We start from the raw sequence: 16,578 nt of genomic DNA, 5'->3' as shown, positions 1-16,578 counted from the left end.
ATGGTCATTCACCCGGGACGTGCGAAAAAACCGGGTCACCGACGAATGGTGAGCGTGATGATTCGCAGCTTCCTGAAGGGCCTTCACACTCCCGTTGCGATGCTCCCGGGTCCAACCCTCCAGCAGCTTTTGCATATGCCGGGCAGCTGGGGCGGACATAAAGAACCGGAGGTTCCATTGATCAAAGGCGTTGGCGATGCAGGAGGAATATGATACGGTAGACATGAGGCAGAATCCTTTCTCGATGGTGTTTTGGTCGATGTCATCGTACCGTATCAACGGGGATTCTGTCTCTTTTTTATCGATAATGGAAATAATTGTTAATAAATCCGCAACATAAAAGTTTCTAAAAAAAATGTACTTTATATGTATAAAATATAGTTCTTAAAGCACGGTACTTATTACTATATTTGCAGTATAATAAAGGAAATAATGAATGCTTATTCACTCATACATATGCCGGGTAACCGGCATAACTAAATAAATGGGGTGAGCAGGATGGGTATGAAGTGGTTGAAGGCCGCTGTCATTCTAGTATTTTTGCTTGTTACCTGTTTCTCGTTCCCGGTTCAGGCGGATGCTGCCAGTTCAAAGTATGTAGTGAAGGGGAATACTTCGAGCAAGGTGGTGGCGCTGACTTTTGATGATGGCGCGGATGGCACGAACATTTCCAAAATCCTTCAGACATTATCGACGCACAATGTAAAAGCCACGTTTTTCTTAACAGGTTCTGGAACGAAAGATCATCCTCAGTCTATCCGGAATATCGCAGACGCCGGACACCAGCTCGGTAACCATTCATACTCCCATCCTGATTTTACTACCATTTCCACTACGAAAATGAAAAAAGAGTTAGCAGACACGGAAGCCCTGGTAAAAAGCACTACTGGTAAATCAACCAAGCCAATCTTTAGGGCTCCGTTCGGTGCCACTAACTCCACCGTGCTTAAAACAGTAGGAGATGCAGGCTATACGCATACTCTGCACTGGAATATCGATACGATTGACTGGAGAGGCCTTTCAAAAACCGAGGTGCTGAATAAAGTAGTGAATAATATTGAACCAGGTTCGGTCGTATTAATGCATACCGGGGCAGGAGCCCCTGGTACGCCAGCTGCCCTGCCGGAAATGATCACAAAGCTGAAAGCACAGGGATACAAATTTGTAACGGTATCTGAATTGCTGCAAATTCAGGGTTCGCCGACGGACGGAGCTTCTTATACCGTGAAATCGGGCGATACGCTGTACAGCATCGCGAACCGTAATGATGTGAGCGTGACCGAGCTGAAAAAAGCGAACGGCATCCCGACGAGCTCAAACGTCATCCGGGTCGGCCAGGTATTGAAGATCCCGGGCAAAGGGACCACTACTCCGCCTCCGGCTGAATCCGGTTCGTACACGGTAAAATCGGGTGACACACTGTACAGCATCGCGAACCGTAATGACGTGAGCGTGACCGAGCTGAAAAAAGCGAACGGCATCCCGACGAGCTCAAACGTCATCCGGTTCGGCCAGGTATTGAAGATCCCGGGCAAAGGGACCACTACTCCGCCTCCGGCTGAATCCGGTTCGTACACGGTAAAATCGGGTGACACACTGTACAGCATCGCGAACCGTAATGACGTGAGCGTGACCGAGCTGAAAAAAGCGAACGGCATCCCGACGAGCTCAAACGTCATCCGGATCGGCCAGGTATTGAAAATCCCGGGCAAAGGCACCACGACCCCGCCAGCTTCCTCCACTACGTACACGGTAAAATCGGGTGATACGTTGTACAGCATTGCAGGAAGATATGATACTACTGTCCAAAAAATTGCGGCAGACAATGACATTTCCAATACGGGAGTGATCAGTGTCGGTCAGAAGTTGAAAATCGCTTCGTAAGAAAAGGTTGAACGTAAGCTCTGCGCGGGTAAAGGGAACCAGACCGTAAGAAAAGGGAGGTTTTCTAATGACCGAAATTACGTTCAAACCAGAAAAGGGCACACACACCACAAAAAGCAGCGACGGCCATAATATTCAGTACACGATCAATTTCGTGGAAAAAAACAACGAACGGGCTGTGCACGTGAATTACGAAACTAAGGACCGGCTTACTCCGCAGGCCGGAACAGTACTATTTGAAATGGGGCAAACAAAGATAGAACAGCGCGGCGTTGTTTTTAATTTAGATGGTACGCTTGAAAAAGGAGAAAACGAATAAACCGGCCGGCTTTTTCGGCCGGTTTTATTTGTGTGATAGAAAATGATTACAGCTAAGGTCGTTCTTTAATTGGCAAAGCTATGCTGGCCCTTGACACATTAAAAAACAAAGCGTAATATTATCTTTAATTAAAGATAATTGAATTAAGGATATGATGAGCATGAGCAATCCCGGAAGCGGGCAGGACCTCGCTTTAAAATCATTAGTCGTGTTATCAAGAGCCAATCACGCGGTAGAAGAAAAAATTCGGGAAGATATACGTGCCCATGGTTTGAATCCTACCGAATTTGCTGTGCTTGAGCTTTTGTATCACAAAGGAGAACAGGCCATTCAGCGCATCGGAGAAAAAATTCTGCTTTCAAGCGGGAGCATGACCTACGTTATTGATAAACTCGAGAAGAAAAAATATCTTTTCCGGACCCGGTGCCCCGAAGACCGGAGAATTATTAATGTACGTATTACAGAAGAAGGCTCGGCGTTGATGGATGAAATCTTCCCCCGTCATCAGGCAGCTATTCAGGAAATGTTCAGTGTACTTGATGACCAGGAAAAAGAAACATTTATAGCTCTGCTGAAAAAATTAGGTCTGTCTCTCGAAAAATAAATTTTTTTGCGTTAATATCTTGAATTAAAGATATATGGATTCAAAATAATAGTGAAGAGAGGATGAATATGAAGAAAAAAACCGCTGGTATTCATCACATTACGGCCATTGTAGAAAATCCAAAAGAAAATATCGCTTTTTATTTAGAAGTACTTGGTTTAAGGCTTGTTAAAAAAACCGTTAATTTTGATGATCCCGGCACGTATCATCTGTACTTTGGCGACCGGGAAGGTTCGCCGGGCACCATTATGACGTTTTTCCCCTGGAATGAGGCACGTAAAGGGCGGACCGGCAGCGGCCAGGTGGAGACCACGGTATTTGCTGTACCTTCCGGGAGTCTGGCCTTCTGGAAAGAACGCCTTACGGCTTTCGGAGTGGAAGTAGAAAACGTTGGAAGGTATAGCGAAGCGTATCTCCGTTTTCAGGATCCGCACGGCCTTCACCTGGAACTGACGGAACGTCCGCTGAACAGGAACAGTTCTCCAACGGTCCCTGAGGCTTACGCCATTCAGGGGTTTGCCGGGGCGGTACTGAATTCCGGGGCGCCCCATTACACAGCTGATCTTCTTGAGCAGGTGATGGGAATGAATTATGTGGGACAGGAGGGGACGTATTTGCGTTTCCAGGCCGAAGCCTCTGTCGGTAATACCGTTGATATCAGTACAGCTCCCGTTCCACGGGGAGAGCTTGGGACAGGTACTGTACACCATATAGCTTTCCGGGCTCAGGATGACGCAGACCAGCTTGAATGGCAGCAGCATATGAAGGTCCATGGCTACGCGCCCACAGAAGTGAAGGACCGTGACTATTTTAAAGCAATTTATTTTCGGGAGCGCGGTGGCTTGTTGTTTGAGATTGCGACCGATCCCCCGGGGTTCACCCGGGATGAGCCGCTCGAGCAGCTGGGACAGGAATTGAAGCTGCCGGAATGGCTGGAGCCCAGACGAAAGCAGATTGAAGCGTCACTGGAACCGGTGAATGCATTAGAATAAAGGAGGATTATAGTGAAACACATTTTTCAACAGGGAACTGACCAGAACAAACCAACATTTATGCTTCTTCACGGCACAGGAGGAACGGAAAACGATCTATTGCCGGTGGCGGGAATGATAGATGATTCCGCTTCGGTGCTTGGAGTGCGTGGAAATATTACGGAAAATGGCATGCCGAGATTCTTTAAACGGCTGGCCGAAGGCGTGTTTGATGAAGAAGACTTAATGAAGCAGACGGAAGAGCTTTATGGATTTATCGACACCGCTTCTGCAGAACATTCCTTTGACCGGAAAAATGTGGTGGCGGTTGGATATTCCAACGGCGCCAACATTGCTGCGAACCTGCTCTTTCATTACGAAGAGCCGGTGAAAGGGGCAGCACTTTTTCATCCGATGGTGCCACGCCGAGGCATTCAGCTTCCGGATTTAACCGGCCTGCCCGTGTTTATTGGGGCGGGGAAAAATGATCCGATCTGCCGCCCGGAAGAAACGGAAGAACTGGCGAAAATGCTTGAAGCAGCCGGTGCAGAGGTTACCCTGCACTGGGAGGACGGCGGCCACCAGCTGACAAGAGAGGAAGTGGAGCAGGCGGCTGCCTGGTATACCCGCTCTGTGCTGTAGCCCGATACCTCTCGTGCGTAAAGGGAGCGCACAGCCTGATTCAAGCAAGCAGGAATAAACGAAATGGTGGTGCACGAAAGTGGGACTATTTGATTTTTTGAAGCAAAATACAAGGAGCGATGAAGCAATGGAAAACGTAAAAGTAGCAGTTATTTATTACAGCGCCACAGGCACAAACTACACAATGGGACAATGGGCCGTAGAAGGCGCAGAGGCAGCGGGAGCGGAAGCGAAGCTCGTCCGTGTTCCAGAGCTTGCTCCTGACGAAGCGGTACATGCAAACCCGGCCTGGAAACAGCATCTCGAAGATACCTCTCATATTCCGGAAGCGACACTTGCTGATCTGGAATGGGCGGATGCCTTTATTTTCAGCATGCCGACGCGTTTTGGCAACCTGCCGGCACAGATGAAGCAGTTCATTGATACTACCGGCGGCCTGTGGATGAATGGCCAGCTGATCAATAAAGTAGTGAGCGGCATGTCCTCCGCCCAGAATCCTCACGGCGGACAAGAAGCTACAGTGAAAAACCTTTATACGACGATGATGCACTGGGGAGCCATTATCGCTTCTCCGGGCTACACAGACCCAGTAACGTTTGCTTCCGGCGGCAACCCTTATGGCACGAGTGTCACCGTGGACCAGGAGGGTAACATGCAGGAAGACATTGAAGAAGCCGTCAAGCATCAGGCGAAGCGTACAGTAACAGTAGCTTCGTGGGTGAAAAAGGGCATGGAGCAGCAGTAGTCAAAAGGGGGGCGTACGCGCCCCTTTTATGCGGAATTTAATAAAGCATTAGAACAAGGGAGGAACACAGGGTGGAAGGAATCAGAGGCCTGCACCACGTAACAGCTATTACGAGCAGTGCAGAAAAAAATTATGAGTTCTTTACGTACGTATTAGGCATGAGACTGATCAAAAAAACCGTCAACCAGGATGATATCCAGACGTATCATTTGTTTTTTGCCGACGATGAAGGTAACGCCGGCACAGACATGACTTTTTTTGATTTTCCGGGTATCCCTAAAGGCACGCACGGTACGAACGAGATCGCGCGCACATCTTTCCGGGTCCCGAGTGATGAAGCTTTAGCATACTGGGAAAAGCGGTTTGACCGAAAAGATGTTAAACATCAGGGCATTTACGAACGATTTGGCAAAAAACGGCTCCCATTTGTTGATTTTGACGAACAGCAGTATGAACTTGTTTCCGATGAAAACAATGAAGGAGTGCCGGCAGGGAAGCCGTGGAAAAACGGTCCTGTTCCGGATGAATACGCGATTACGGGGCTCGGGCCCATTTATGTCCGTATTGACAACATTGACTATTTTAAAGAAATGATGGAGCGCGTGCTCATGTTTGAAGAAATCGGGCATGACGGCTCGTTTCATTTATTTGAGGTCGGAGAAGGAGGAAACGGCGCCCAGGTGATCGTCGAATACAACGCGGTGCTTCCGCCGGCGCGTCAGGGATTTGGCACCGTACACCACTCGGCCTTCCGGGTGAAGGACCGCGAGGAGCTCGAGGCCTGGATTCAGCGGATGGCAGACTTTCGCTTCCGCACGTCAGGGTACGTGAACCGGCATTATTTTGAATCACTTTACTCTCAGGTGGCACCGCAGATTTTATTTGAATTTGCGACCGACGGACCGGGATTCATGGGCGACGAACCATATGAGACCCTTGGAGAGAATCTCGCTCTGCCGCCAATGCTCGAGCCGCAGCGCGAACAGATCGAAGCATCTGTGCGGCCGATCGACACGGTAAGAAGCACGAAAACTTTTGAAAAAGAATACAATGACTAAGTCATCTCCTTCGGCCTCCGGGCCGGAGGTTTTTTTATATGAATCACCTTTGCCTGAAAAATGGAAAGTATAGTAAGCTGGTAAAAAGTACTCAGAACGCATCTCCATTCAGAAAGGCGGACGTAAAATGAAAAAAGACATCTATGTGGTGGGAGCAGTCATTTACGACAAAGAGTGGATTCTTTGCGCTCAGCGCGGGCAGACGAAAACCCTTCCGCTGAAATGGGAATTCCCGGGTGGGAAAATTGAAGCAGGGGAAACGCCGGAGCATGCGCTGCAAAGAGAAATCAGGGAAGAAATGAAATGCGGCATCAGCATTGAGGAAAGAATTGAGGAAACCACGCATGAATATGACTTTGGCATTGTGCACTTAACAACATTTTACTGCAGGCTTACAGGAGAAGAACCGATGCTTACGGAACACCGTACAATCAAATGGGTACATAAAGAAAATTTGTATGAACTGGACTGGGCGCCAGCAGACATTCCCGCCATTCATAAAATCACTCAATAGTTTTTTATTACAAACATAGGCAGGAGCTTGATGATGGATACAGTGCGTCAACTACAGGAATCGTTATACCGCGGCTTTATTGACCAGAACAGCTACGAGCGCAGCCCTTATGCACCAAAGCTTTTGATGAATGACAAACAAAAGCACGAGGAGGTGCTTGCTACCCTTGTTCATGAATTGCAACGATGTGAATCTTTTTTCTTTTCCGTCGCCTTTATTACGGAAAGCGGTCTGGCCACCTTGAAAACACAGCTGCTCGAGCTGAAAAAACGCGGCGTGCAGGGAAGAATACTTACGTCCACCTTCTTGCAGTTTAATCAGCCGAAGGTCTTTCAGGAACTGCTGAAAATTGCGAATGTGGAAGTACGTTTAGCTGAAATCGACGGGTTTCATTCTAAAGGGTATGTATTTAAGCATAACGACCACTATTCGCTGATGGTCGGGAGCTCAAACCTGACGGTGCATGCGCTGAAGGTGAACTACGAATGGAATATTAAGCTGCACTCTCATGAAAATGGAGAGGTGATTCATCACTTCCGGCAGCAGTTTGAGGATACCTGGTCGCAGGCCATTCCATTGACAGAGGGATGGATAGAAAAGTATCAACAGCTGTATCGTCCGCAGACCCAGGAGAAGATCGCTGAGCTTTCACCGGGCTGGATTGACCGGAACGCCATGAAGGAAGCATTGGAAATTAAGCCGAATAAAATGCAGCAGGCAGCTTTGAAAGAGCTGGAGGCCTTAAGAACAGCCGGGCAGCAAAAGGGGCTCGTTATTTCAGCAACAGGGACAGGAAAAACGTATTTGGCCGCATTCGATGTAAGAAAGTACCGGCCCCAAAAGATGCTGTTTATCGTTCACCGGGAGCAGATTCTCCGGAAAGCAAAGGACGACTTCGCCCAGGTCCTCGGCGGACGCACGGAGGATTTCGGATTATATACCGGTGCCGGTCAGGACACTGGGGCCCGTTACGTGTTTGCAACGATACAAGCGATTTCAAGAGATATCCATCTGCATCAGTTCGACCCTGAAGCGTTCGATTATATTTTAATTGATGAAGTGCATAAAGCAGGGGCTGCATCATATCAAAAAGTGATCGATTATTTTCAGCCATCGTTTTTACTTGGTATGACAGCGACCCCGGAACGAAGCGACGATGTGAATATTTTCGCTCTGTTTGACTATCAGGTGGCGTATGAAATACGGCTGCAGGAAGCGCTTGAAGAAGAAATGCTATGCCCTTTTCATTATTTCGGGGTAACCGATTATGAGAAAGACGGAGAAGTAATTGATCAGACGACAGATTTGAGCCGGCTTATATCGGAGGAACGGGTAGAACACCTGCTCGAAAAAATCCATTATTATGGTCATTCCGGGGAGACAGTGCGTGGGCTGATTTTTTGCAGCCGCAACCGGGAGGCAGAGGAGTTGTCGGCTCTAATGAACCAAAAAGGGAAAAATACCGTAGTGCTGACGGGGGCCGATTCGCAGGACGAGAGGTGGAGGCAGGTGAGCCGTCTTGAAAACGGAGTGATTGAATACATTATTACAGTGGACATATTCAATGAAGGTATTGATATACCGGGGGTGAATCAGGTCGTCATGCTCCGGCAGACGCAGTCGAGCATTATCTTTACTCAGCAGCTTGGGAGAGGGCTCCGCAAAGATCCCACTAAGGATTTCGTGACCGTCGTGGATTTTATCGGCAATTATAAAAATAACTACCTGATTCCGGTGGCACTCTCCGGCGACCGCTCGCTCAATAAAGATCATATCCGCCGGCGGATGCAGACCAATAGCTTTGTTCAGGGCGTTTCCTCCATTAATTTTGAAGAGGTGGCCAAGAAGAAGGTATTTGCTGCTATCGATCAGACGAACCTGCAGGAAATGCGAAAGCTGAAGGAATCTTATATGAATGTAAAGCAGCGTATCGGGCGAATGCCGCTTTTAAAGGATTTTTTACAGCAGAATGCGGTGGACCCGGAAGTGATTATCTCCAAGCACGGAAGCTATTACAGGTTCCTGGGCAAAATGAAGGAAAAGGCTCCCCGGCTGTCTCCGCTCGAGGACCAGCTGCTGCACTTCATTTCTGCTGAATTTATTAACGGAAAGCGCCGGCATGAACCTGAAGTGCTCCGGCATCTTCACACGCACGGTCGTATTACGAGAGAAGAAATAGAGCGCATTGTATATGCGTCGGGGGACGTGGACATAAAGGCAGCGTCCGTATCAGTGAAGAGGCTTTTAACGACGGATTTTTTCACAGACCCTTATCAAAAAAAGTACGGCAGGACTCCGCTGATTGAAGAGGATAAGGGAATCCTCATATGGCACACTGCGATGAAAGAAGCGCTCGCCGGTTCATCCTGGTTCAGCCTGCTCGTGGAAGACGTGCTTTCCTGTGCGGAGATGAAGAATGAACAATACGGCAGACCTCCGTTTACGCTGTATCAGAAGTATTCCCGTAAGGACGTATGCCGGCTGCTGAATTGGGAAAATGATGAAAGCTCAACTATATATGGCTATAAAACGAAATACGGCACCACTCCTATTTTTATTACGTATCATAAGCCGGAAGACGTGGAAGCCAATATCAATTACGAGGACGAGTTTATTAGCCGCAGGGAGCTGCAGTGGTACACTAGAAGCAACCGGACGACTGCTTCAAAGGAAGTGCAGGAAATTATCAATGCGGATGAACAGGGCAACCGTATTTATATTTTCGTGAAAAAAGACGATGATGAAGGCCGTGAGTTTTATTACATGGGCGAAGCAAGCCCGCTGAAGCATACTGCAGAGGATACCTCCATGCAGGATAAAAACGGAAAATCAATTCCGGTGGTGCGGTTGAAGCTTCAATTGAAGGAAGAAATCGATGCCAATCTGTACCGTTACCTGCACAGTGATTAACAGGTAATAGAACCTACAAATTAAACAAGCTGAGCCTGCAGAACTTAATCTTCTGCAGGCTCATTTAATAGGCTGTTGAATAGTACTAAGCTTCTTTTCGTTCCTTGGATTCCCACAGGCCAGGAAGTGGTACGAGTCGTACAGGAATAATTTCGTCTTTTGAATAAGCTTCTAAAGAATCCCCCTCTCTCATCAGGGAAACGTACACAAGCCTTTCATTATGCAAAAAAGCCATATCAGACTCTAATCGTTCTGTTTGGGCGGGAGTGAGGTGAAGAGTGAAAGGCTGGTTACTTTTTAGTCGTTTATCTACAGGGGCACCCGCTAAATGGTTAAACTCCTTAAGCGTTTTTTCTGTTTTGTAATCGAACATGCTCCGAAGCATAGATACTTTTCCTCCTTTAACTGAAATACAGCAGGCAATCCCAGAGACATTGATTATTCGCTTTTCTTCTGGCTGTTTGTGTTTAAGCGGTCCCAAAGCAGCAGTCCATAGCAGGAAATACCGCAGAGAAGTGTGAAAAATATGGCCATATTAGTTTCTGTCCTTTCTTTGTGTTTTATCTTAAAAATACAAAAAGCCAGAAAAGAGCTCACACCCTTTTTCTGGCTTTTGGCCCGGTTATAGATCCAGGCCACTATTGCCAATTATGCAGTTAGTGTAGAAGCAGGATAGCTGACAGCAATTTGTTCCATTTCGTTTCAGAATTTGACGATCAGCTTTTAAACTGATGCCTATATGACATTCTGAAGAGAGTGTAAATATTTGTGCCTGCCGTTAAGAATCTTGAAGATATGATATACATATTGCCATATTCTTTGATTATTAAACATATCACATGCATATAAATTATTGTGGTAAAATATGTTAATAAATTGGAAACCTGAAGAAACGTTTTTATTCTCAGCTTACTGGTGGGGGAGGATAGAATGACTGGAAATTTATGGACGGTGATTCAAACAGAAGGAAAAATAAAAAAGTTCAGCATAGCAGCGATGGGGATACTTGCTGTGCAGTGGGTGCTTTTTCTTACTGGCTTTTATACCATATTGCCATATGCTGCAGGGGAAAAAATATTCATTGCTGCCTGGGTGGCTTCCGCCGCTGCAGGTTTTGCGGGCGCTGCTCGGGAGTGGAGAAATAATCAAAGGTCTTCACGCCTGCTGCTGATGCTTGCTGTTTTGAATGGCCTCTTCGCCTGGGCAGCACATGGCCTGGGGAGCATGTAAAACAGATTGCTACTTTCAGCTTTAACGTAGATGGAATATGTCTATTTTAACAGCTTGTTTCCCGGACTAGGCTGCTCATCCTTAGGGTATAGGAGAGCATGCAGACCGGGAGGAGGATCATATAATGAAAAAGAACGCATTGGTGACTGGCGGGAATCGTGGCATTGGACTGGAAGCCTGCCGGCAGTTAGCTCAAAGCGGCTTTAAAGTATGGCTTGGAGCAAGGAATGAAAAAGCAGGCGTGGAAGCAGCGAAAGCATTGCAGGATGAAGAACTTGAAGTGCAGTTCATTGCATTGGATGTCGGTCTCCCTGATATGGTGGAGGCGGTCAAAAAACAGATACTGAATGAAGACGGAAAGCTGGATGTGCTGGTAAATAACGCCGGAATCTTTCCGGATCAAAAGCATTCCATCATTGATATTGCACCAGAAACGTTTGAAGACATTCAATTAACAAATTATTTCGGCCCATTTTTTACAATGAGGAGCTTTATGCCCTCCATGCTCGAAGCAGGCTATGGTCGTATAGTAAACATAGCTGCTGAAATCGGAGTTTCCGGTACTATGGATGCCCCGATGGGTGGAGCTTATAAATCCTCTAAATACGGATTAAATGCTCTGACTCGTCTGTTCGCCGGAGCGGTGCGGAAAAAGAATGTGAAAGTGAATTCGGTCAGCCCGGGCTGGGTACAGACCGATTTAGGTGGAGAGAAAGCAAAGCGAAAGCCGGCTGAGGCAATGGAGGGTATTTTGTGGCTTGCCCAGCTTGAAGAGGACTGCCCGAATGGAAAGTTCTTCCGTGATAAGGACGAACTGGATTTTTAAAGCAGGCGCACCTCCCGGAGTGCGTTTTTTTATTGGATAAATTTAGTTATTAACCGTAAAAATACCTCCACCTTAATCTGTGGTGGAGGTATCATCTGCCTCATCGTTAATGATGTTAACTACCTGCTGCGTCGCACGCCGGCCTTCATCGGTGTCCTGAAGCTGAAACACATGAGGCATCTTTGGATACTCATAATAGTTGATGGGGATGTTTTTTTCATCAGTGATCTCAGAAAACTTCCTGGCATCCGCAAGAAACAATTCGTGGGTACCGACAATCAGAGTCATATCTCCAAGCCCGGTCATGTCTCCATAAATAGGACTCACCATAGGATTTCTCAAATCAGCGTCCCCGGCATAAGAGGCTCCGGCATTGAGCAGCCATTCCAGATCGAGAAAAGGGTCAACGGAAGTTAAATCCTGAATGTCTGGGTTTGTCATGCTGACATCCAGCCACGGAGAAAGCATGATAATGTCTCCCGGCTGTTCAATGTCCTGGCGGCGCAGCTCCTGGGCGAGTGCGAGAGCCAGCCCTCCTCCGGCAGAATCCCCCATAATCACAATGTTTTCAGCCTCTGTGTTTTCAAGTGTCTGTCGATAGAGAGGCACCAGCTTTTCGAAGACCTCTTCATACTGATACTGCGGAGCTTTTGGATAAACAGGAAGCATTACCGTGCTGTCGGTCTGATCCTGCACTCTTTCGAGCCACTGAAAATGACGGGGGTTTGGCTGACTGACATAGCCGCCGCCATGCAGATAAATAATTTTCTTTTCTGCGGCCTGTTCATTTTCAAGTACATAGTTGTCCATGCCGTTTAATGTCATTTTTTCGTAATCGTAGCGAGTCTCAATTTCGTCGGGAAGCTGATACTCGGGCCTGTCCGGATAGGGTCCGTCCCTCCCGGCATCTTTTGAGCCGTCGGCAAAGTTTGTCACTACGGACATTACCGGGCGGTCCTCGTGCCAGCTTGTATAGAGAATCAAAGCAGAAAATCCTGCAGCGAAAAGACCCAAAAGGCTCAAAATCCAGTATTGTAATTTTCTCTTAGGTGTTTGTCTTTTCATGCACCGACCTTCCTTAAAAGTTGCTTCGTGAGAATTAATACGTATTATCTTAACACAGGCACTAAATTGTTTATAGTTTTCGGCCCGGGTAGAAGCGGAACTGTTATTTGCCGATAAGAAACGGAGCTTTGTTTTTGATTAAATACACGAACGGGACACTGATTATCAGCGTAACTACAGTAAATATAATTCCCCATAAAGAAGTAACAGGCATAGGATTGCCTTCAATACCGAAGCCGTATTGAAGTGTGATACGAATGATGGCAAAAATCATAAAGTGAAGAGCGAAGATGATCAGTGAGTTCTGGCCCAAATAACTGAGGATGCGGCTTTTTCCTTCGAGACGGAAGCTTAAAAATAAAATACCCGCAATGCCGAGCAGAGAAGTGGAAATAAAAATGGGAATAGACTCATATTCCCCGGAACGCATGTCGATCCGATTTGTAAATTGTATTAGCGGATATATAAGGCTGAGTGCTGCTGCGGCTGCTATCCAGCCGAAGGAGTGTTCGAATATTTTTGTCCGCGCCTTCAGCAGATAACCAAGTCCGAAAAACAATACGGCAACAGTAGCCACCTGAATACTCCATGGAAGCATGGAGTCAAACCACCGGGTGGAAAAATATCCTGCCGCAGCGACAGCGACAATGCTGATAACGCGGGCAGTATTGCTCGGCACATATTTAAGCAGCAGATAAAAGCCAACCTCGACCACAAACAGGCAGGTTAAAAACCATATAGCCGGGTTGTAGGTGAGCAGGTAGTTGTCTCCAGCAGAGTAAAAAATACCAAGAGCGGGAATAATGGCGTCAACGTCATCTTTACCCAAAAGAGGGCGCTCGAGAAAAAACCAGAAAGTATATGTAATGACGGAGAAGGTAAAATAAGGGATAAGCAGTGAACGGCCTTTTTTCCTGGCAAAATTGACCGGCCGGAGGTCAGTATAGCCGCCTTTAAACGTTACCCCGGATAAAAGAAAGAATAAAGGCATATGGAAAGCGAAAATATATTGGCGTAGAATATCGTCAATGGGGGCGTGTCCAAGGACCACTAGAATTATGCCGAGACCTTTGGCAATATTCACCCATTCAAAGTGCTGATTCATTATTATCACCTGCGTCAACTGTTAATTTTAGTATCAGAAATGCTGAGAGCTACAGCATATCATGGAGAAAAAGCGAAAACTATCGCAAGCCTATGTAAAAAAGTAAAATAAGCTGCTTTCAAAAAATAAATAGACTGATGTCACATACCCTGTATACTGCCATTGTATACGACGAAATGAAACAACGCCGCAAATAACCGCAGAAAGGGGTCTATTCTCATGAAGGAATATCGTCTGACAAAAATTAAGCTCGAGCATTCAGGGACAACGATCAGCATTTCACGCGGTTCTCTGATTGTTTATAATGATGAAGCCAGTATATGGTACGCCGAGATTGAACAGCCTTCGGAACTGGAAGCATTACACGAATGGAAGAAAAAAGACAGGAAAGAAGAAGTAATGTTTTTTACCGATGGCCACAGTGCAAGGATCGGCTATGCTAAAGTCACGAGAGTCACAGAAAGCAGTTCAGGTGTGAGTGTGAGCTTTAAGGGAGAAGGAGAGCTCCGGCTCGTCGGAAGCACATAGTAACAGAAATACTTATGCGGCTGGAGGAACGCTTGTACCGGTTACTCAGTAACGAAAAGAGCGGGAGAAATAGTGTAAGCGCTTTAAATTACTTTTAAAATGTGTGAAAATAGGGAAAAGTATAAAAACAATAAAATACAGACTGGAAGTAGAAGTCTTTGGCACTCATTAAGGGGGGCGTTACCAATGAAAGAGTATCGCTTAACGAGGTTGAGGTTTGAACACTCACAAACACCATTGACGTTCGATAAAGGACTTTTAACTGTATATGATTACGAGCCGGCAGAAGTGTGGTATGTAGAGCTTGAAAACCCTCATCATATCGAGCTGTTCGAAGAAATGTATGAGAACTGCGACGTGCGCAGCATGATTTTTTATACGGAGCGAAACAGTGCACGGATTGGCAAAGCAAACGTTACCAGGGTATTAAAAAGCAGTGGAAAAGTGAGCGTCAGTATTAAGGGGGAAGAAGCATTAAAGCTTGTCGGAAGTTAAACAGCCGGTACCCGGGAAATAACCCGGGTCTTTTTTTGCTCTGCGGGCAAAAAACAGGTTCCGTAAAGGGCTGAACGGGAAAGAAAAAAGCAGAACACACAGAATGGAAGATGACAGATGCTGATTGATGTAAAAAAGGAATGGGAAAAAATCATTGGACCGTTTATGAGCGAGCGGCTGACGGGAGGGTTCAGTCACCACACCTTTTTAGTCACCCAGGCCTCCGGCCAGTACGTATTGAAAATTGAGAAAGGGCGCGCCGGCTATCTGCGTCGGGAATATAAAGTGCTCGAACAGCTGCGCGGTGGCTCCTTTCTCCCGGCTCCGGCGGGCTGTCTGGAAGCCGAAGGCTATTTTTCATTTATGCAAAGCTATCATCGGGGAGAAAATGTCTCCCAGCTGCCGTCTCACTCTTCCTACTGGCTCGAAGCTTATAAAAAGCTTGCTGCCACGCTTGCTTCTGAGGTGCACAGCCGCTCAGGGACCATCCGCGAGTACGACCGGAATGCGGAGCCTCTCCAGCGGGAAATAGATACTCTTGCGCCAAGGAATATGCATCATCAGGCTGTTGAAGTCTGGGAAGCACGAACATCTTCAGGAATCACATTTGTACACGGAGACGCAGGGCCGCACAATATGATTCTGAACGAAAATCATAGAGCAGTCCTGATCGATTGGGAGTGGGCCGGATGGAATGATCCGATGATAGACATCAGCTGGGCGCTATGGAACGCAGCATTTCACGCCCCTGAAAGATATAGCGAACTCCGTCGTGCATTTTTAGAAACGTACGTAAGTATTCGTACGATGAACATTACTGAAATCAATATTAAAGCGTACAGTCTTGCTGTGATTTACCGGGCGCTTGGCCGGGTAAAACGTTCGCCGGAGGCTATTCGGCGCCGATGGATCAAACGGTTGGAATGGACATTGAACAGCAATTGGGAAAAGGGGGAAGCGCTGTGAATATTCAACCAATGAAAGAAATTGACTGGAAGAAAAAAGAAGATTTCTTTGCCACCTGCTGGGAAACAAATGAGATGCATGTTAATAATCAAACGTATGTACTGCCGGAGCTTGAAGGATTCTGTGTCCAGGAGGATGGTGTGCTTGCCGCAGCGATTACTTATACATACGAAGGCGGCATCGGTTTAATTGTGTCACTTGACAGCATAATTGAAAAACAGGGACATGCGAGCCACCTGCTTACGCATACAGAGGAGTATTTAAAAAAGGCAGGAGTGGAGGATCTGCGGGTCGTCATTACAAATGAGAATGAATACGCGCTTCGTTTTTACCGGCGCCGGGGCTTTCAGCTGGCGAGCGTGCATGTTGATGCAGCCAGAAGAGCCCGGGAGGATAAGCCCTCGATCCCGCTTGTCGGCGTGAACGGAATAACGATCCGGGACGAATGGCACCTGAGAAAATGGTTATAGTAAAAGAGAGCCCGCATAAATGAACTGACCCCCGTCAAGTAGACAATGAAAATAAGTAAAACTCTTAAGCGGCTTGATTCCGGTATTCTATCGGGGTCAAGCCGTTTAAATGTTCCTGGTATCGCTGGTGGTTGTAAAACCCGATATAGCGGCGAATCGCGTCCACCAGGTCCTCATAGGTGGCATAAAACGAGTCCGGCAGATAGTATTCCTCGCATTTCAGCGTGCCAAAAAACCCTTCCATGG

The 16,578-nt window shown here is 46.9% G+C and carries 19 protein-coding genes and 1 pseudogene; 15 read left to right on the top strand and 5 right to left on the bottom strand.

Going from position 1 to position 16,578, the window contains the following annotated elements; translation table 11 throughout:
- Nucleotides 1-225 (bottom strand): annotated as a pseudogene (locus G548_RS19400) (IS701 family transposase); the annotation flags it as partial.
- Between the two features lie 279 nt (nucleotides 226-504).
- Between G548_RS19400 and G548_RS18540 the strand changes: the two are divergent.
- The 9 genes from G548_RS18540 to G548_RS0116110 all read left to right on the top strand — a co-directional run bounded on the left by G548_RS18540 (nucleotide 505) and on the right by G548_RS0116110 (nucleotide 9,647).
- Nucleotides 505-1,884, top strand: a complete 1,380-nt coding sequence (locus tag G548_RS18540; protein WP_022795189.1) for a LysM peptidoglycan-binding domain-containing protein — start codon at nucleotides 505-507, stop codon at nucleotides 1,882-1,884.
- Nucleotides 1,885-1,951: 67 nt separating this feature from the next.
- A complete protein-coding gene (locus G548_RS0116150) occupies nucleotides 1,952-2,203 on the top strand; it encodes a hypothetical protein (protein ID WP_022795188.1) in 252 nt (83 codons plus the stop codon).
- A 151-nt stretch (nucleotides 2,204-2,354) separates the two neighbouring features.
- Entirely contained in the window at nucleotides 2,355-2,807 is a 453-nt protein-coding gene (locus G548_RS0116145; RefSeq protein WP_027847492.1) for a MarR family winged helix-turn-helix transcriptional regulator, read from the top strand.
- A 68-nt stretch (nucleotides 2,808-2,875) separates the two neighbouring features.
- Nucleotides 2,876-3,799 (top strand): ring-cleaving dioxygenase, encoded by a 924-nt coding sequence (locus tag G548_RS0116140; protein WP_022795186.1) that lies wholly within the window; start codon nucleotides 2,876-2,878, stop codon nucleotides 3,797-3,799.
- A 12-nt stretch (nucleotides 3,800-3,811) separates the two neighbouring features.
- Nucleotides 3,812-4,420 carry an alpha/beta hydrolase gene (locus G548_RS0116135; RefSeq protein WP_022795185.1) on the top strand — a complete coding sequence of 203 codons (609 nt, stop codon included), beginning with the start codon at nucleotides 3,812-3,814 and terminating at the stop codon, nucleotides 4,418-4,420.
- 127 nt (nucleotides 4,421-4,547) lie between these two features.
- A complete protein-coding gene (gene wrbA / locus G548_RS0116130; protein WP_022795184.1) occupies nucleotides 4,548-5,165 on the top strand; it encodes an NAD(P)H:quinone oxidoreductase in 618 nt (205 codons plus the stop codon).
- A 71-nt stretch (nucleotides 5,166-5,236) separates the two neighbouring features.
- Nucleotides 5,237-6,223 carry a ring-cleaving dioxygenase gene (locus G548_RS0116125; RefSeq protein ID WP_022795183.1) on the top strand — a complete coding sequence of 329 codons (987 nt, stop codon included), beginning with the start codon at nucleotides 5,237-5,239 and terminating at the stop codon, nucleotides 6,221-6,223.
- Nucleotides 6,224-6,350: 127 nt separating this feature from the next.
- A complete protein-coding gene (locus tag G548_RS0116115; protein WP_022795181.1) occupies nucleotides 6,351-6,737 on the top strand; it encodes a (deoxy)nucleoside triphosphate pyrophosphohydrolase in 387 nt (128 codons plus the stop codon).
- Between the two features lie 30 nt (nucleotides 6,738-6,767).
- Nucleotides 6,768-9,647: a DEAD/DEAH box helicase gene (locus tag G548_RS0116110; RefSeq protein WP_022795180.1), complete on the top strand. Its 2,880-nt coding sequence runs from the start codon at nucleotides 6,768-6,770 to the stop codon at nucleotides 9,645-9,647.
- A gap of 85 nt (nucleotides 9,648-9,732) precedes the next feature.
- Here the strand turns inward: G548_RS0116110 and G548_RS0116105 are convergent, their stop codons facing one another.
- Nucleotides 9,733-10,032 (bottom strand): hypothetical protein, encoded by a 300-nt coding sequence (locus G548_RS0116105; RefSeq protein ID WP_022795179.1) that lies wholly within the window; start codon nucleotides 10,030-10,032, stop codon nucleotides 9,733-9,735.
- 545 nt (nucleotides 10,033-10,577) lie between these two features.
- Here G548_RS0116105 and G548_RS0116095 point away from each other — a divergent pair.
- Nucleotides 10,578-10,877, top strand: a complete 300-nt coding sequence (locus G548_RS0116095) for a hypothetical protein (protein ID WP_022795177.1) — start codon at nucleotides 10,578-10,580, stop codon at nucleotides 10,875-10,877.
- Nucleotides 10,878-11,001: 124 nt separating this feature from the next.
- The gene (locus tag G548_RS0116090; RefSeq protein WP_022795176.1) at nucleotides 11,002-11,703 is read left to right on the top strand and encodes an SDR family NAD(P)-dependent oxidoreductase; all 702 of its coding nucleotides are present in this window, start codon (nucleotides 11,002-11,004) and stop codon (nucleotides 11,701-11,703) included.
- Between the two features lie 72 nt (nucleotides 11,704-11,775).
- Here the strand turns inward: G548_RS0116090 and G548_RS18530 are convergent, their stop codons facing one another.
- Nucleotides 11,776-12,768 (bottom strand): alpha/beta hydrolase fold domain-containing protein, encoded by a 993-nt coding sequence (locus tag G548_RS18530; RefSeq protein ID WP_022795175.1) that lies wholly within the window; start codon nucleotides 12,766-12,768, stop codon nucleotides 11,776-11,778.
- Nucleotides 12,769-12,871: 103 nt separating this feature from the next.
- Complete coding sequence (locus G548_RS0116080) at nucleotides 12,872-13,873, bottom strand: acyltransferase family protein (protein WP_022795174.1); 1,002 nt, start codon at nucleotides 13,871-13,873, stop codon at nucleotides 12,872-12,874.
- 219 nt (nucleotides 13,874-14,092) lie between these two features.
- Between G548_RS0116080 and G548_RS0116075 the strand changes: the two genes are divergently transcribed.
- The 4 genes from G548_RS0116075 to G548_RS0116060 all read left to right on the top strand — a co-directional run bounded on the left by G548_RS0116075 (nucleotide 14,093) and on the right by G548_RS0116060 (nucleotide 16,332).
- Complete coding sequence (locus G548_RS0116075; RefSeq protein WP_022795173.1) at nucleotides 14,093-14,401, top strand: hypothetical protein; 309 nt, start codon at nucleotides 14,093-14,095, stop codon at nucleotides 14,399-14,401.
- Nucleotides 14,402-14,587: 186 nt separating this feature from the next.
- Nucleotides 14,588-14,896, top strand: coding sequence for a hypothetical protein (locus G548_RS0116070; RefSeq protein WP_022795172.1), 309 nt, complete (start codon nucleotides 14,588-14,590; stop codon nucleotides 14,894-14,896).
- A 117-nt stretch (nucleotides 14,897-15,013) separates the two neighbouring features.
- Nucleotides 15,014-15,862, top strand: coding sequence for a phosphotransferase family protein (locus G548_RS0116065; RefSeq protein ID WP_022795171.1), 849 nt, complete (start codon nucleotides 15,014-15,016; stop codon nucleotides 15,860-15,862).
- Complete coding sequence (locus G548_RS0116060) at nucleotides 15,859-16,332, top strand: GNAT family N-acetyltransferase (RefSeq protein WP_022795170.1); 474 nt, start codon at nucleotides 15,859-15,861, stop codon at nucleotides 16,330-16,332. The genes G548_RS0116065 and G548_RS0116060 overlap by 4 nt, the downstream gene beginning before the upstream one ends.
- Before the next feature lie 64 nt (nucleotides 16,333-16,396).
- Here G548_RS0116060 and G548_RS18525 read toward each other — a convergent pair.
- Nucleotides 16,397-16,578: IS3 family transposase (locus tag G548_RS18525; protein ID WP_022794374.1), on the bottom strand; the 182-nt coding region annotated here is incomplete at its 5' end.

This window comes from Marinococcus halotolerans DSM 16375, assembly GCF_000420725.1.
Taxonomy (GTDB): Bacteria; Bacillota; Bacilli; order Bacillales; family Marinococcaceae; genus Marinococcus; species Marinococcus halotolerans.
Note: the sequence above shows the minus strand (reverse complement) of the source record. Positions and strands in the feature narration are given on the sequence as shown.

Excerpts from the sequence above, each read along its gene's own strand:
- G548_RS18540 (WP_022795189.1), top strand. The coding sequence starts at position 505 with ATGAAGTGGTTGAAGGCCGCTGTCATTCTAGTATTTTTGCTTGTTACC.
- G548_RS0116150 (WP_022795188.1), top strand. The coding sequence starts at position 1,952 with ATGACCGAAATTACGTTCAAACCAGAAAAGGGCACACACACCACAAAA.
- G548_RS0116145 (WP_027847492.1), top strand. The coding sequence starts at position 2,355 with ATGATGAGCATGAGCAATCCCGGAAGCGGGCAGGACCTCGCTTTAAAA.
- G548_RS0116140 (WP_022795186.1), top strand. The coding sequence starts at position 2,876 with ATGAAGAAAAAAACCGCTGGTATTCATCACATTACGGCCATTGTAGAA.
- wrbA (WP_022795184.1), top strand. The coding sequence starts at position 4,548 with ATGGAAAACGTAAAAGTAGCAGTTATTTATTACAGCGCCACAGGCACA.
- G548_RS0116115 (WP_022795181.1), top strand. The coding sequence starts at position 6,351 with ATGAAAAAAGACATCTATGTGGTGGGAGCAGTCATTTACGACAAAGAG.
- G548_RS0116110 (WP_022795180.1), top strand. The coding sequence starts at position 6,768 with ATGATGGATACAGTGCGTCAACTACAGGAATCGTTATACCGCGGCTTT.
- G548_RS0116105 (WP_022795179.1), bottom strand. The coding sequence starts at position 10,032 with ATGCTTCGGAGCATGTTCGATTACAAAACAGAAAAAACGCTTAAGGAG.
- G548_RS0116095 (WP_022795177.1), top strand. The coding sequence starts at position 10,578 with ATGACTGGAAATTTATGGACGGTGATTCAAACAGAAGGAAAAATAAAA.
- G548_RS0116090 (WP_022795176.1), top strand. The coding sequence starts at position 11,002 with ATGAAAAAGAACGCATTGGTGACTGGCGGGAATCGTGGCATTGGACTG.
- G548_RS18530 (WP_022795175.1), bottom strand. The coding sequence starts at position 12,768 with ATGAAAAGACAAACACCTAAGAGAAAATTACAATACTGGATTTTGAGC.
- G548_RS0116080 (WP_022795174.1), bottom strand. The coding sequence starts at position 13,873 with ATGAATCAGCACTTTGAATGGGTGAATATTGCCAAAGGTCTCGGCATA.
- G548_RS0116075 (WP_022795173.1), top strand. The coding sequence starts at position 14,093 with ATGAAGGAATATCGTCTGACAAAAATTAAGCTCGAGCATTCAGGGACA.
- G548_RS0116070 (WP_022795172.1), top strand. The coding sequence starts at position 14,588 with ATGAAAGAGTATCGCTTAACGAGGTTGAGGTTTGAACACTCACAAACA.
- G548_RS0116065 (WP_022795171.1), top strand. The coding sequence starts at position 15,014 with ATGCTGATTGATGTAAAAAAGGAATGGGAAAAAATCATTGGACCGTTT.